The organism is Paraburkholderia sediminicola, assembly GCF_902859805.1.
In the GTDB taxonomy this organism is placed as follows: Bacteria; Pseudomonadota; Gammaproteobacteria; order Burkholderiales; family Burkholderiaceae; genus Paraburkholderia; species Paraburkholderia sediminicola.
Window position 1 is genome coordinate 109,577 of the sequence record NZ_CADIKC010000001.1, and the last position, 15,548, is coordinate 125,124.

General features: G+C 57.7%; 13 protein-coding genes and 1 pseudogene. 9 read left to right on the forward strand and 5 right to left on the reverse strand.

Annotated elements, in window-relative coordinates; all coding sequences use genetic code 11:
• Window positions 1–583: 583 nt before the first annotated feature.
• The gene (locus R8871_RS00505) at window positions 584–1,711 is read right to left on the reverse strand and encodes an aminotransferase class V-fold PLP-dependent enzyme (protein ID WP_175048551.1); all 1,128 of its coding nucleotides are present in this window, start codon (window positions 1,709–1,711) and stop codon (window positions 584–586) included.
• 334 nt (window positions 1,712–2,045) lie between these two features.
• A complete protein-coding gene (locus R8871_RS00510; RefSeq protein ID WP_175048552.1) occupies window positions 2,046–3,245 on the reverse strand; it encodes a hypothetical protein in 1,200 nt (399 codons plus the stop codon).
• Window positions 3,246–3,398: 153 nt separating this feature from the next.
• Between R8871_RS00510 and R8871_RS00515 the strand changes: the two genes are divergently transcribed.
• The 3 genes from R8871_RS00515 to R8871_RS00525 all read left to right on the forward strand — a co-directional run bounded on the left by R8871_RS00515 (window position 3,399) and on the right by R8871_RS00525 (window position 6,468).
• A complete protein-coding gene (locus R8871_RS00515) occupies window positions 3,399–4,199 on the forward strand; it encodes an SRPBCC domain-containing protein (RefSeq protein ID WP_175048553.1) in 801 nt (266 codons plus the stop codon).
• A gap of 280 nt (window positions 4,200–4,479) precedes the next feature.
• A complete protein-coding gene (locus R8871_RS00520; protein WP_407673116.1) occupies window positions 4,480–5,715 on the forward strand; it encodes an MFS transporter in 1,236 nt (411 codons plus the stop codon).
• Between the two features lie 207 nt (window positions 5,716–5,922).
• Window positions 5,923–6,468: a hypothetical protein gene (locus R8871_RS00525; protein ID WP_175048555.1), complete on the forward strand. Its 546-nt coding sequence runs from the start codon at window positions 5,923–5,925 to the stop codon at window positions 6,466–6,468.
• A 694-nt stretch (window positions 6,469–7,162) separates the two neighbouring features.
• Here the strand turns inward: R8871_RS00525 and R8871_RS00530 are convergent.
• Complete coding sequence (locus R8871_RS00530) at window positions 7,163–7,600, reverse strand: hypothetical protein (RefSeq protein ID WP_175048556.1); 438 nt, start codon at window positions 7,598–7,600, stop codon at window positions 7,163–7,165.
• Between the two features lie 1,166 nt (window positions 7,601–8,766).
• On the opposite strand from R8871_RS00530, the pseudogene R8871_RS00535 reads away from it, so the two are divergent.
• Together R8871_RS00535 and R8871_RS00540 are read left to right on the forward strand one after the other, a co-directional pair.
• A pseudogene (locus R8871_RS00535) lies at window positions 8,767–8,901 on the forward strand (transposase domain-containing protein); the annotation flags it as partial.
• A gap of 106 nt (window positions 8,902–9,007) precedes the next feature.
• Window positions 9,008–9,334 (forward strand): EthD family reductase, encoded by a 327-nt coding sequence (locus R8871_RS00540; RefSeq protein ID WP_175048557.1) that lies wholly within the window; start codon window positions 9,008–9,010, stop codon window positions 9,332–9,334.
• 276 nt (window positions 9,335–9,610) lie between these two features.
• Here R8871_RS00540 and R8871_RS38670 read toward each other — a convergent pair whose 3' ends face one another.
• Window positions 9,611–9,736 (reverse strand): hypothetical protein, encoded by a 126-nt coding sequence (locus R8871_RS38670; protein ID WP_281370210.1) that lies wholly within the window; start codon window positions 9,734–9,736, stop codon window positions 9,611–9,613.
• A gap of 315 nt (window positions 9,737–10,051) precedes the next feature.
• Between R8871_RS38670 and R8871_RS00545 the strand changes: the two genes are divergently transcribed.
• From R8871_RS00545 to R8871_RS38355, 3 genes are all read left to right on the forward strand, one after another.
• A complete protein-coding gene (locus tag R8871_RS00545) occupies window positions 10,052–11,677 on the forward strand; it encodes a serine hydrolase (RefSeq protein WP_175048558.1) in 1,626 nt (541 codons plus the stop codon).
• Window positions 11,678–11,717: 40 nt separating this feature from the next.
• Window positions 11,718–12,482, forward strand: a complete 765-nt coding sequence (locus R8871_RS00550) for a class I SAM-dependent methyltransferase (RefSeq protein ID WP_175048559.1) — start codon at window positions 11,718–11,720, stop codon at window positions 12,480–12,482.
• A gap of 240 nt (window positions 12,483–12,722) precedes the next feature.
• Window positions 12,723–13,364: a TonB family protein gene (locus tag R8871_RS38355; RefSeq protein ID WP_246287282.1), complete on the forward strand. Its 642-nt coding sequence runs from the start codon at window positions 12,723–12,725 to the stop codon at window positions 13,362–13,364.
• 776 nt (window positions 13,365–14,140) lie between these two features.
• Here R8871_RS38355 and R8871_RS00560 read toward each other — a convergent pair.
• The gene (locus R8871_RS00560) at window positions 14,141–14,572 is read right to left on the reverse strand and encodes a helix-turn-helix domain-containing protein (RefSeq protein WP_175048560.1); all 432 of its coding nucleotides are present in this window, start codon (window positions 14,570–14,572) and stop codon (window positions 14,141–14,143) included.
• 75 nt (window positions 14,573–14,647) lie between these two features.
• Between R8871_RS00560 and R8871_RS00565 the strand changes: the two genes are divergently transcribed.
• A complete protein-coding gene (locus R8871_RS00565) occupies window positions 14,648–15,529 on the forward strand; it encodes a class I SAM-dependent methyltransferase (RefSeq protein WP_175048561.1) in 882 nt (293 codons plus the stop codon).
• Window positions 15,530–15,548 lie beyond the last annotated feature (19 nt).

Genomic DNA, 15,548 nt, shown 5'->3' on the forward strand with positions numbered 1-15,548 from the left:
GGCGCGCTTTCACGCCTCGGAGTGTGAGTGCCGATACCTACTCCCCATATTCAGCGTCATTGAGTTGGTGTAGCCAGTCAACATTGCATCGGCCGCCTAGTTGGATCAACGGCTTGCCGATTGCAGCTGAAAGCACCGGCAGATACGGAATGTATTCGTCAATGGCTGCACGAGAAGCAGGCGCCCCCTCTAAAAGTTCGGAAACGCCTGGCCCAAGCTTGCAGACCGTTCGATTTCTGGGGAACCCACGACGCATAAACGGGCATCAAGTAGGCAAACACAGAGTGCTCCCCATGAATATCGGCATGACTGTTCACGTTCTTTAGTCGCAGCTTGTGAAAGCCGTGCGGATGAATGCTTATGCGATTATTGACGCTCTACTCGATGGCGTTGAACGCCACAAGCTGGCCGGTTGCTGCCTGACGCAGAACAGGCTGCAAGCGGAATTTCATTGGCAATAGCAGTTAGCAACGAATGTCCGCTAAGCCCGATTAGTGCGCATAGCCCATTCGCCAGGCCTCAGCTTCCTCCTGCCAAACCGGTAGCGATGACGACCAATACGCACCTCCTCCACAAAAATCCCCTAAAGAATACTACCCAGCGCCTTCGCAAGCCTGCCCACCGCCCCCTCAACATCATGCAGCTTATCCAAACCAAATAACCCAATACGGAAGGTCTTAAAATCCTCAGGCTCATCACATTGAAGCGGAACACCAGGCGCGATCTGCAAGCCCGCCTCAGCGAACTTCTTACCAGACCGTATTCCATCATCATCCGTGTAACTAACGACAACACCCGGCGCCTCAAAACCTTCCGCCGCCACGCTTTTAAAACCCTTATCCACAAGAAGTGAGCGAACGCGCTTACCGAGTTCAAGCTGCTCTACTCTCACTTTATCGAAACCGTATGCCTCGGTCTCCTTCATGACGTCACGCAACGTAGCGAGACCGTCCGTGGGCATCGTTGCGTGGTACGCGAACCCGCCGTTCTCGTAGGCTTCCATGATCTGCAACCACTTGCGAAGATCGCAAGCGAAACTGGTGCTGGTTGTCGAGTCGATTCTTTCGCGGGCAAGCGGGCTAAGCATGACCAGCCCGCAGCACGGTGACGCGCTCCATCCCTTTTGCGGCGCGCTGATCAGGACGTCAACGCCGCTCGCCTCCATGTCGACCCAGACCGTGCCGGAGGCAATGCAATCCAGTACAAACATGCCGTCGACGGCATGCACCGCGTCGGCCACCGCGCGCAAATAAGCGTCCGGCAGCATGATCCCGGATGCGGTTTCGACATGCGGCGCAAAGACCAGATCCGGCTTGTTTTCCCTGATCGCAGCGACCACCTCTTCGATCGGTGGCGGTGCATAGGCAGCCTGTCTGCCTTGTTCGACCGGGCGCGCCTTCAGCACGATCGATTCAGACGGAATGCCGCCCATGTCGAAAATCTGCGACCAGCGGAAACTGAACCAGCCATTCCGGATGACAAGACACTTCTTGTTCGTTGCAAACTGCCGGGCAACGGCCTCCATGCCGAACGTCCCGCTGCCCGGTACGACAACGGCCGACTTCGCGTTGTAGACTTTCTTCAGAGAACCGGAAATATCACGCATGACTCCTTGAAAGAGCTGCGACATATGATTGATTGATCGGTCGGTGTAGACGACTGAATACTCGAGCAGTCCCTCGCGGTCGACATCGGGAAGTAAGCCTGGCATGTTTGTCTCCGGTTTTGGACGAATATAAGGATCGCAAACACATTCTAACGAAAGCCGCCTGCAACGGCATCGGCCGAGACGCCCCCGTTACTCATCGAGCAAGTTTCGGCATGAACCAGCCGTCGAGTCACGCTGGCTGGGAATGCGCCAGTGGCGGCAATCGGTACGATTATGGACCTTCGCAGGAATCGCCCTGATGGGCGACCGGAGTCACGGCAGTGCCATCGCACGTGTCCGCATGCGCATGTTGCGTCCATCATGGAAACGGGACGCCTGTAACGCCCCGTTTCATACGTGAGTCAGCGCGCCCGGCGGCACATGCGAGTGAGTGCGCCTACTCCCATCCCTGATATCCGGCAGGCTGTGCCGGATTGCCGTAGCCGGCGGGGTACGGCCGCCGCTGTTCAGGCGGCGTGTACATCTCGTTGTATGCCGGATAGGCAGGCGGGCGGCCCACTATGATGACCTGCTGCGCCGCCTGAGTGGGCGGCCGAGGTACATAGGCGGACTGCGCGTCAACCGGTTGGTACCGAGCGGGCGGATACGGAGTTGGCGCGTATTGGTTAGGCTGAACAGTTCGAGGCGGCGGCGCGTAGTCCCGCCTGGCGTACCCAGCTGACTCCTGCGACTCGGTTGACGCCTGGTTATAGGCCGGCGCCGCTGCGTATTGCTGGGGCTGCTGATTCCGATATTGCCGGGCTTGCCGGTTGTAAGCCGCTTGAGCTCCCTGCTCCGCCGCGTATTGCGGTTCCTCATCGGCCTGCCGATACTGCGGCACCGCCCGCTGAGCGTTCGACAAATCGCGCCTCTGCGTCACCTGCGCGTCGTCATCATGCGGCAATGCCGTCACGGCTTGCGTCGGAATCAGTATGGGAGGCTGGGACTCGGTGCCAAACAGCTTCGGCGGCGTAGTCCGCGTGGAAACCTGCTTCAGAGGCACGGGCTGCATTTCAGTCCGCTTGGGCGGCATAACCCGCAGCGAAGCCTGCTTCAACGACGCAGCCGGTGCGGAGACCCGCTTCGGCGGCGCAGACACGACTTGCACGGGGGCGTGCTTCAGCGGCACAGGGCCGGCCTGCACGACGACCTGCCTCACCGGCGTGGCTCGCGCAGCAGCATCCCGCTTCGGCGACGTGACCGGCGCGGATACTTGCTTCGGCGGCGCGGCTTGCGCTACGACCCGCCTTGGGGGCGCAACCCGCTCGGCAACCGGCTTCGGCGATGCGGGCATAGCCGACGCAGCAGGCTGCTTTTGCCGATGCTTCACCTCGTCGCCCAACGTCGCATAGGATTTCGAGTCTTCCCTGGCGCGCGCGTTATAGCCGATGAAATACGCATAGCGCAGGTCTGCCAGGCGCGCCTGAATATCGGCATCGGAGGAGACGCGCTTTTCGCCGGGGTCAAGCGATGAGTCGATGGTCGAGTCGTCGAAGGCCGAGGTTGCAGCATCAGCGGCACGGGCGGATTCGGGATGCAGCGCGCCGACAGAAGACATAAGCGCAGCGGCTACCGCGACGAGCACTTTTCTTTCCATACTTTCACCTCGGAATTCCGTGCGACAGACCGCGTGGGATTCTCCAATCTGCGGACCGGATCTTCACTCGCGCTTACGGGATATCGACTATTTTTAGCACGTCCTTGAGGGCCGCGGGTAGTGTTTCCGGGTATAACCCAGGCGAAAGCGTATGTGCTGGACAACCGTAGCAATGCTGATGTTGTCGGTTCGGAAATTCTTGCCTGCTGCGGCGGCTATAAAACCGAGGAGCACGTCATCGTGTGCAGCCGCGGTGAGGGGCGTATTTCCGCCAGCAACAGCTGGCGTGTGAATCGACTCGATCGCGGGCACGATCTGGTCATGGTCCGGGAAGTTCGGCTTCGGACGGGATCCGGCCAGTTTCGGCCGTTGGACATCGACGCGGAGATGGTCACCCACGGTCGCAGCAAAAGAACTGCAACGGATTACAGGGCGAATATGGGCTTGCCGAAGTGGTGGTTGAAAAGCATCCTCGCCAGTGTGGTGGGCATAGTTGGCGTCCTTTTCATCATGCACGAAGATATTCGTGTGCATGCGGATGTTCTCATCGATCGGCCGCCTTCCGATGTCTGGGACGTTATTTCGGATAGTGCCGCGTATCCTGATTGGAATCCCTTCATTACTCGAGTTGACGGCGACTTCAGGGAGGGCGCGACAATTCGCATTGTGCTAGGCAGCGGATCGGATTCGATGGTATTCAAGCCAACCGTCCTGCTCGTTCGTCCAGGCCAGGACCTTTGCTGGCGTGGCAGCGTGTGGATTCGCGGCGTCTTCGACGGCAAACATTGCATTCACCTGACGGCTGTACACGGTGGCACCCATCTTGAGCAAACTGAGCGTTTCTCTGGATTACTTGTCGGGCGGTTGACGAAAGACGTAATCGAGGACACTCGGCGAAGTTTTCAGGCGATGAATACCGCGGTCAAGCAGCGCGCCGAATCCAAAGCCCCCTGAGCGCCCGCGCCCGCTTCTTGCGGGGGCCCAACGGAATCGACATGACGGTGGTCGCTGATCGGCTACTTTCGTTCAGTCGGTATCCCCTCGTGAATCGCACCGTTCATCGGCCCACGAATGAAACGACGATATCTGGAAAAATTCACCTAAGTTGCGGGAAAAATGTTGACGTAGCATCATCAAACTCAACAGGGGGAAACCGGTGCTTCGGGGAATCAAATCTCGCATAAACGCAATCGCCCCCTCTCTTGCCTGTCTGCTTCTCAGCGATCTTTTTACGATCCTGGCAGACATGGTTGGCTATATCACGCTCCCTTGGTGGATCGTTCATCAGGGCGGCGCACATCACCTTGCAATCTACGGCGTAAGCATTGCCATCACCACGATCTTCGCAATGCCGCTGCTTTCGCCGCTCGGGGACCGATACGCAAAGAGACCGCAGATTGTATGGGGCATCTGCGCCTTAATGGTCGTCGCTTTTACCCTCGCTACGCTCGCCTCACTGTCCGACTACCGACTTACGCTCATCATTTGCATAGGCGTAGTCACCGTTATAGCGAAAGCTTTCATCGATCCAGCCAGTTCCACCATTTCGGCCGAACTTGTTCCAGCGAATCGTTTGGCCGAAGCGCTTCGTCTTCGTAAATCGACGCAAGCGGCCGGACGTGCCTTGGGGCCGGCACTGGCTGGTGCGGCATTGGCTTTGGGCGGTATTGCTGCAACCTTCTGGATGAACGGCATTCTGCTTGGCGTCGCTGCGTACGTGACCTTGCATCTTCCATCCCAGTCTCAGCTTCGTGAACACCATCGCGGCTTGGCCCGTTGGTGGGAAGACCTGCGCGCGGGGCTGCATGCTAAATGGATCGTCCCGCTGGAGCGTGGCTGGACACTGGTCAACTTCCTCGTGTGGATATTCCAGGGCCCTGCAGTCGGCATGCTGATTCCGCTCAAAGTTCAATCACTGGGGCTGTCGGGGCTCTGGCTAGGTAGTTGCGAAGCGGCCCTATCTGCAGGTTTGCTACTCGGCAGCTTTCGTGGTTCTGACGCACTGGTCAGGTGGTTCGGCCGATTCAATGTCCGGGTGGGGGCCGCAATGTGTGAAGGGCTGGCACTTGCTGCTTCCGGCTGGGCCCATTCACCTATCGTTCTCATGTTGACGCTTGCATGTGTGGGCTTCGCCAATGCATCGATGGGGCTCGTTGGCGCGACTCATCGTTCATTGGCCATCCCGCAGAATTTCCGCGTTCGCATTCTCGCTGCCAGCATGATGACCACGCAGATTGCTGGCATTCTTGGACCGATGATCGCAGGTGCGGCACTCACGCACTGGGCGGTGGGCCAGGTTTATACATGCTTCGGTCTTGCCACCTGTCTGCTCGCTTTTGGTTTTGTCCTGATACCGCGATCGCGCGAATTCTTTGCGCTCAACCACGATCAGGTGAAGGACTGGTTTCGTCAAGAATATCCCGATGCATTCAAAGCATCCGTGGTACCTGAGTCGAGACAAACTACGTAGATCGCAACGCGGCAAGGGTCAGGAAATCCCATGCGTATATACGCGGATTGGTCTTACCCGAGACACGATCGAGTGACCGCTTTGAGGAAGTTTGATCGACCGCTCCGGGTCGGGTGCTGCCGATCACAGACCTGCGCGGTTCAGGTGCGTGCCCTTTGCATGAGGCATGCATGCGACCACAACCTGGCGTTCGAGGCGTGTTTATCCTTGTCATCGCAACTTCTGAAAAATCCGGAGACTTGCGATCACGCATATGGGCAGCAAAATAAACAGAACTGGAAGCGTCGCGAGCAGCACAAATCCACCGCTAAGATCGTCGCCGCCAGCCACGGGATGCCGTGGCTGGAAGATGCTGTGGTACGTGAGCAAGTTAAAGAGTGCGCCCCAGGTAACCAGTGCTACGAGAATCCCGACACCAATCGCAAGCGTGTTCAATGCACCTTTCTCAATCGCGCTTATTTTTCCTTCGTCGTTCTCAGCCATTGGCAACCCCGAACATCGTTTCAAAACACACGCATTGTGGCACGGGCCGAACGCCCTGAACGTCTCCTTTTGAACGATACGAATGTCCCTTCAGGGTCGGCTAACTATGGAGTTCGATTCATGGGTCGTCCAACTAAGAAAATGATCAGAGTAGCATTGGCGATCTGCACGATATGCGTTGTCATTGGCGTCTACTACTTCAGGTGGCAGGGCGTCGACACCTCAATTGCCAATGCCCCTGACTACCCGTCTGCGGGCGGCATCCGCTGAAGTCAATCGCTGCCGAATTGCGACGTATTAGCCGCGGGCGCATCTACGACTTGGAGACTTTGACGGGGTCGTTCCAATATCTGCTCCACCCCGTCTGGCTTCTGATGTGTCCAATGACGGGGAATTCGTGACGGACACCATCGCCTCGCAGATCGCTAGTTCGTATGGGTATCGACTATGCCGAACGACCGCTCTGGAGGAAACCGAAGGTCCCTTATGGGTCCACTCCTGTTTCAAGCTTCCCTCGCAAACGGCCATTCGTTGAACGGGGGATTCGATGGGTTGCGAATGACCGCTTTGGCCTGCGGATGCAACCGGTGCGCCGACGAGTTGGGTTGCTTCCTGGTCGTGCAAAAGACATGTGAGTTGCCACCACTCCGCGTGATGGCGAATATCCGCTTCGACACGACCTGTCTGGCAACCGTCTCCAAGGGTGGTCCGATGCCTCGTTTTCGTCTATGCGACTGTCAGTACGAGGTGGTGCCGGTGGGCGTCTGACAAGGCGCGATGAAGGCAATCGCGGAGTCCTTCGCTGCGGTCGGTGTCTTGCGTCGCTATGGCGAATGAAGAGGCAGGCGTGGTTCATCGACCGCGGGTTCTGGCTCATATGAGAATCACCCGTGCAGTGCTACAAAAAGCATTCGGCGTTTCGAGCTTAGCCTTTGATTGAACCACGCCGTTTTTTGCTCAACGCTCAGTCATGGTGGCGATGTTTGTGATGGCGGTTGTTCGGTCGGTAGCCACGGGCATAGTCGTCCGAGTACGAATTGGACCGCGACATGTTACCGCCAAGCGCTGAACCCGCGCCGCCGCCCACGGCCGCGCCGACGAGGCCGCCCGTGCGGCCGCCCATCGCATTGCCTGCTGCAGTGCCGGCACCGCCCCCGAGCGCGCCACCGATAATGGCGCCCGTGCGCTCCCTGCGGTTTGACGTGACTGCGCCGCCAGCGCCGCCGCCCACTGCACCGCCAATGACGGAACCCGTGCTGCCGCCTATTGCGCCACCCAGGGCAGCGCCGGCTACACCGCCGAGCGCGCCGCCAAGGGCATTGTTCATATCGCCGGCCACTGCCGGTAACGACGCAGTGGTGAGCGCTGCAATGGCAACTATCTGGAAGATTCTCTTCGACATAAAAGGTCTTTAGTTTTTGGGACGGCGCCGAGTATAACCGCCCATCGAAAGGTTTTTGTAACCAGCCAGTGCGGGCTTCGGTAAGAGGTGTAACAAAATGATCTGACGGCTTTTTAGTAAAGCGCTTTTGGCGTCATTGGCGTCAGGCGGCCATGAAGGGACCGTCGACGCGCATAGCTAAATCGTCGACAATCTACTGCGATACGTCGACGACAGAGAAGTTTGAAGGATCTAGCCATACGGCAACCATAAAGCTCCAATGCGAAAAGTATGCGTACTCGTTGCTTTGGCGGTAACCACTTCGGGAGCAATAGCAAACCCGTCAGTCGCTGCTTTTTTGGGCTTGGAATATGATCCTGTGGTTCAATCTGCTACTCGCCCTCACGGATTGATTTCCGCCGTCGAGGATGATTCGGGGCCGCTGCGCACGCAAGCGCAGACGTGTTTCGAACGGCCCGCAGCGGAAGAGATGATCCGCTCCGAGCGGCTGTCCACAGACCTGTTGCAAAGCGTGTCGCTCTCTCTCGGGATCTTCGGGTTCCTGCATGCGTGGCTGCAATCGACGTGCTCGCTAGCCGCCAATTCCATCTAAAGCAGCGATCGAACAGTGGAACGCCAAGGCCCACGACGCGCGTGAGAGTGCGATGCACGCGACTGCGAGGCCGCGAGCGCGGATCCAAACGAAACGGTCGAATGCATGGGCGAGTAATTGTTGATGTACGGACCAACGGCCGCTTTTGGGTATGTCGAGAGACCGCTCAGGGTCGATGACGGTCGTTCTCAAAAATATTGTCGGCGTAGGTCTTCGAGTAGGTTTTACAACTCAGCCTTATCTGGCAACGCGGAGGGACCTATGCATCATTGGGGTGACGGCCACAGCCGCCGGTCGACACCTGGATCTAGATCGCCGACGATCGATGCACCGGCAAACCACTTCGCTGCGCCTGCCATATGCAATATACGGAACGACCTGGACCGCGCCGCTTCCTGGAATGAATTCATCTTTGAGCGCTGCCAATTTCCCAATCGCCCTGCGCTCGCGGCCCAATTTGAGAATGCCCAAATTGTTGAGCTTTGTGAATACGGGTGCAACAGTTTCGCGCTGTCTATGTCGACTCCTGATGAAGTGCCTGGAATTTCGGCGAGCGGACGCGGTTACGGCCTGATATCTGAAAGACGTACTCACCCGACTGCCGACCCACAAAGCGTCCGACATTGCCGAACTGCTCCCGCATCGTTGGACACCCAGCGCCACCAAACTGGCAAGACAGGTTCACCTGCGCCTAGAATCAGAAAAGTGAGTACGCCGATTCTGGAAGAAGCCTTGGCCACGCCCTATATCGGCGACCTCGATGTCGTCTCGCGGGCGGCGGCGCCTCGATTACCGTGCAGCAACAGGAGAACCCGATGATCAAAGTCAGTGTCATGTACCCGTACGCCGCAGGCGCGCGATTCGATCATACTTACTACCGCGAGAGGCATATGCCAATGATGAAACAACTGCTCGGCGCCGCATGTCTGTACTACACGGTGGACAAGGGCATTGCAGGCGGTGCTCCGGGCAGTGACCCTGTTTACGTGGCCAAGTGCGACTTCGTCTGCACTTCTGTCGAAGCTTTCCAGGCAGCCCGCGGCCCGCACGCGCAGGAGATCAGGGCCGACATAGCCAATTACACGGATATACAACCCGTGCTGCAAATCAGTGAGGTGGTAGTGGAGCGTTCGGAAGTCTGACCAAGGTTCGCATATCGCCAAGCACCGCATCCGTGTATGGCGTACCCCAGCAACAAGGCGGTGCTTATGCAAGCGCTCCACCACTTCAACGACCTACGTAGTCGTAGGAATTTCTTCGAGCTTTACGCCGACCATGCGGTCATGCCCCCTCACCGTCCCTCGCTCCTGGCGTCGAGGCCATCACGGAGTGGTACAGATTGCTTTGGAGCGCATTCGCGGACTGCCACTTGGAACTCGGCAACGTTGTCGCGAAAGGCTCGTTCGTTGCGAATAACTTCAGGCTGAGCCTTCGATGAACACTGTCGCCTTGGAGCCAGCTACCTTTGCGGCCTCGATCTCCTTCTCGGTGCCCTTCTTGTTGGCACAAGCCGCGATGGGTGGCCGCACGATCTGATTGAACAATGATTTCTCAGCGTGGCTGTAGTCGACGGCATAGAAGTTCTTCCCTTGATACACGAGGGCGCTGTGGTGAGTAATCGTATGTCCGTTTTCGGGCGTTGAATTCTCGAAATTGAAGGACAGGAACGGGTCGGACTTAGCCAGTCACCGTCCGGCTAAGTTCGGCCAGTTTCGGACGTTCGACGCGACGGGACACTTCGCTGGCGATCTGCGAGGTCTCGCCAACGAAGTGAGATTCCATCGCTACTCGTTATAGACTGTGATACCGGATTCCGCCCTATCTCATCAAGGACCCGAATCATGTGCTTGACGCCTCCCGTGGAAAACTACGCTGCAGCGGCACAGGAAATCGTATCGCCTTTTCTCCAGGACGACCTTTTTTCCGGTGTAGTTCTGGTCGCTAAAGAGGGAAATGTAATCTTCCGGCGGCCCTTCGGTCTCGCAAATCGGGAGTGGGCAATCCCGAACACACCAGAAACGAGATTTCGCATCGGCTCAATCACGAAACAGTTCACGGCAGCCGCAATTCTCCGGCTCACAGAGCGCGGCAAGTTGAGCGTTCATGACCAGTTAGGTCAGCATCTCCCCGACGTGCCCGATAGTTGGCGTGAAGTCACGATCCATCAATTGCTGACGCATACATCAGGCATACCGTCCTATACGAACCTGCCGGACTTTTTGAGTCGCATTTCGCTTCAGGAGCGAACCCCGAGAGAGATCATGGAACTGACCAGTGGTCAGGCACTGGAGTTTCCGCCCGGTGATCGGTTTTGCTACAGCAATACCGGCTATGTATTACTTGGCAGCGTGGTGGAGAGCATTAGCGGACAGACCTACGCTACATTCTTGAAAGACGAATTCTTCCAGCCGCTTGGCATGGTCGACAGCGGTTACGACCATACGTCGAAGATTGTCGAGCGGCGAGCTGACGGATACACCTTCATCGGCGGTAAGTGGAGACACGCGAGGTTCATTGCAATGTCTTTACCCTATGCCGCCGGCGGCCTTTATTCCACCGCTGACGACTTGTATCGTTGGTCGCAGGCCCTCATGAAAGGCGATGTGATCGGACCAGCCGCTCTCCAGGAAATGTTGCACGATCATGGGCAGGGATATGGCTATGGCTGGTTCGTTGAGTCCATCGACGGGCGCCGCTTCGTCCACCATGGCGGCGCCATAAATGGATTCATGGGCACTTTGGGCCTGCGCCCAGACGACCTGACGGTCATCGTTCTCGCTAATCTCCAGGCCTCGGAGGTTTCAATGATCGCCGAGCGCCTTGCGCAAGCTAACCTCGGCCTGTATCAGCCGCGTCGCGAAATCACCTTGGGTGCCTCGAAACTTAACGAATATGTGGGAGTCTTTCGACTGGGTCATCGGTGTTTTCTGGAAATTTCACTGGATAAGAACGAGATTCTCTGTGCTCACCTGACTGGTCATCAGCGGCTAACACTAGCTTGTTCCGAAGCCGACGCATTCTTTTCAAGAACCCGCGACATTGAGATCGCATTCAGTCGCGGAGCGGAAGGAAAGGTTTCTTCGGTAACCCTTCGCGAGCATGACGTGTCGTTCGCAGGACGAAGGGTGGATGAAGCAGTCCGACTGAAGATGGAGGAAAAGCAGCCGGGAACCGGCGAGGACATCTCCCCAGATTCAACGGATCTCTCGCAGTATGTTGGACGCTATCGACACCCGCGCATGCATCTTGAAGTGACGCTCCGGGGCGACCAGTTATCGGTGCAAGCCACGGGGCAAATGAAGTCGACCGCTATCTTTGAGAGTGGTCGCCGTTTTGTCCTCGAGGAAGTACAAGCCGAGATTACTTTCGAGCACACGGAGAAGGAGGGAGTTTGGGGGCTGACTTTGCGTCAGGCTGGAATACAGCTACGTGCGTTCAAGCTGTTCGACGTAAGTACCCGTGAGGGCTTGGGTCAAAGCTGCTGACTGTCTGCTTTATCGATAATCGCAATTTTACGGGGGTTCCATGAGTCAATCCGCAGAGAGCTTCTACGATGACATGGCATCCTCTTATCATCTGATTTTCGATGATTGGGATAAGGCAATCGAGCGTCAACGGGCGGTATTGGCGCCACTCATAGGCACGTCTGGTGTGCTTGGCCCTGTGCTCGATTGCGCATGCGGAATCGGTACTCAAGCGTTGGGTCTCGCACGCGCGGGATATGACGTTGAGGGCACGGATATATCGAAGACAGAAATCGAGCGGGCGGCACGGGAGGCCGCTCTGCGAAACCTTGACGTCAAATTTCGCGTGGACGACATGAGGTTGCTCGCCACGTGCAAGGCGCAAAGTTACGGCACGGTTGTGGCTTTTGACAACGCCATTCCACACCTCGACCGCGACGAAGAGGTCGCCGAAGCATTGGCGACAATGCTCAGGAGTCTACGAGCGCGAGGCAAGGTGTTTGTTAGCTTGAGGGACTATGGCACGCTGCTAACTCAGCGACCAATTGTGCAACCGCCATCACTGTTCATGGACAACGGCCTTCGCCGCATTGTGCATCAGGTCTGGGACTGGCAGGACGCTCGGCGTTACACAGTTCATCTGTACATCACTCGCCAGACGAACAGTCTCGACTGGCAGTCGAGCCATTTCATCGGTCACTATCGGGCTATCACGCCCGAGGAGGTGGCGACACTTGCCGCCCAGGTCGGATTCAACGACGTACAGGTCCTCTCACCCGTTGTCAGTGGCTATTACCAACCGATTGTTACGGGCATTGCCCCCTAGTCTGGATGCCCCGTCTGGTTGTGCTTTGAATGGCCGATACCGGGAACGACGACCGTCTGTTGTGGGTCGATCACGGCCGGTCACGTCAGATGGAGCACCAAACCGACACATCTCGATGCAAGCCTGGGCACTCGATGCCGCCGTGCCGCTACCAGTTTGTGTCAAACTCTTTTTTCCCAAGATGCCTATGCGAACGGCCGCGGCACGGGCTTCACTTCAAACCTTTGACGAACCAGATCAATGATAGGAAAACTTCACGCGTTCCTGTGCACTACCATCGCAATCGTCAGTGTGCCTCTCCACGCCCAACCGTTGCTTCAGTACGTTCCAGCTGCCCTCGTGCAGTGCCAGTATGGCTCCCCCCCTTTTGGTCTCTCGGCTAGCGTTGTTCGCACGCTGCCGACACAAGGCCTGTTTGCTGTCGTCCGGGCCTCGGTGGATGCGCAGGGGAAGGTGACGGATGCAGTGCTGGTTCGGTCTTCCGAAAATCCGATGTTTGACGATATTGCGCTTCGTAAGTCGCAATTGGCCATCTGCAATCCATTTACCGGCACAGACCGGAAACCGGTTGCCATCGAGACAGAATTCCAGTTTTCCGTCCTGCGCACCGATGCGTTCGGATCGTTCGCGAAGAAAGTCCGGCAGCGCATCAGACCCAATATCGTCTGGGACGGGAAGGACCGAAACCTGGAAACGCTTATTGCTGTCCGCTGTGAGCCAGACGGTCGGCTTCTGGATGCGACCATCGCCCAATCCAGTGGCAATTCCGAGTGGGATTCAGTTGCCCTGCAGGCCGTCCTTCGCTCGGCCCCGATGCCTGCCGATGACGACGGAAAGACACCGGCTAAGTTCAAGCTGACGATCCGACCAGGGCCCAATTAACCGGCGGGGATCAAGCGGCCGCTTCCGGGAGAATTGATTGTCCGCTCCAGGTCGGGTGTTGTCGATCGAAACCGAGGGAGCTCGAGTCGCCGAAGCGGTTGACTTGAGGCAGCGCGCGGCCATTCAACACCTGCACTTAGATCGCCCACAATCGCGGTGTGTTGGAAGTCTAGGCACGTACTTGGAATCATGCTCGACTAAAAGACTGCATAGTGAGCCAATGTTAAAAAAACGACTATCGTTTCTTTTTTCCGTCCTGCTTACCATAGGCCTTTCGGCCGGGATTCCAATTCTTACCTGCGATAACTCATCGCTAAATGTTCGTGTGTCCCTTGGCTCAAGCTTCGGAGGCGTGCTCGCGGCCTACGCAATCGCGCTTGGCTTTGCGACGCTCGGAACTACAATTCAATACTTTTATGTTTTTGCGGACAGGGGTACTGCAACTCGACCGACGATGTCGAGTAAGCGTGCCTGGCTTTTTTTAGGCGGGCTGGCTGTTTTCCTTTGGGTGTACAGGTGGGCAATCAGCCATATCTGCTCCTAAAGTTCAAAACAAGCCGCGCGGTCTCCGTAATACATTTTCGTGGATCGTAAGTCGAAGACGAATGCCTGCTTACGAGAAATTCGGCCGTCCGCTTGGGGTCGTGTTATGACCTTTGCATGAAACGTACGTCTCAGACGATCGCCGCGTTCGGTCGTGAAGCGCTGGCCGGCCATTTTGAGACATTCGGTACCGCCATTTAGATCGCTGACAATTGACGCTCCTGGAACCAACTCTACTGTTCCTGTGGCGCTCTCGTCCTCCGTGCTCCAATCGTTCCGGACGCGAAGGCCCGAAGGATGCGACGGAACGTAGGGCATTCCATGTGGTTCGGTGCGGGGCACGCAGCGGCATGCCGTAGCCCATCGCGCATCGTGCTCAGTTTGCGGATCGTCCTGTCCAACTCCTCGGCCTTTGCCACAAGCATTTGGCGGTCGATTCGCGGCTGCCCCCCCGGCGCGAACATCAGCGCGATATCATCCAGCGAGAAGCCAGCGGCGCGCCCCAGAGCGATCAATGCGAGCCGGTCCAGCACGCCGGGATCGAACTGGCGCCGCAACCCTCGGCGGCCCCTCGAGCTAATGAGCCCCTTTTCCTCGTAGAACCGCAGTGTTGATGCGGGAACGCCGGATCGCTGCACCACCTCGCCGATATCTAGCTGAATCATCGCTTGACCTAAAGTCGACTTGAACTTGCATAGTTTAGCTTCCGCTCCCCGGGGGGCAAGCCAAGGACGACGATCATGGATTCCACACACCAGACCGAAGGCACGCAGACGGCGCTTTGGAACGGCAGCGCCGGGCGCGCGTGGGTGGCCGCGCAGGAGCTGCTCGACCAGATGTTTAAGCCTTTCGAGAATCTGCTCGTCGACATGATGGGCACCGCAGCCGGGCTCCGGGTACTCGACGTCGGCTGTGGCACGGGCAGCACGACACTGGCTGCGGCACGGCGGGTCGGCGTAGCGGGCCATTGCATTGGAGTTGATGTCTCAGCCCCGATGATCGCCGTCGCTCAGGCGCGTGCCGAACGGGAGGACTCGACGGCAAGCTTCGTCTGTGCCGATGCGCAGACCCATACCTTTGAGCTGGCGAGCTTCGACCGGATCACGTCGCGCTTTGGCGTCACGTTCTTCGATGACCCGGTATCGGCCTTCGCGAACCTGCGCCGGGCTGCAAGGGACGGAGCCGAATTGCGCTGCATCGCCTGGCGCAGTGCCGTCGACAATCCGTTCATGACGACCGCCGAACGTGCCGCCGCGCCTGTGCTGCCGAACCTGCCCGCCCGCCGACCCGACGCGCCGGGGCAGTTCTCCTTCGCAGACCGGCACCGGGTTTCGTCTATCCTGGAAGCGAGCGGCTGGGCGGAGATTGACATCCGGCCGATCGATATAGACTGTACCCTGCCCGAGCAGGAGTTGGTCAGCTACTTCAGTCGACTCGGTCCTGTTGGTATGATCCTTCAAGAGGCGGACGAGCGGACGCGCGTGTCGGTCATTGAATCTGTCCGAGCCGCCTTTGAGCCCTATGTACACGGAACCGATGTTCGCTACACCGCTGCCTGCTGGATGGTCAGCGCCCGAGCGCTGACTACGTCAGTCTCGCCGAAGGCGGTAGTCGGTGTATGAGCAGCGGACTATCCGATGA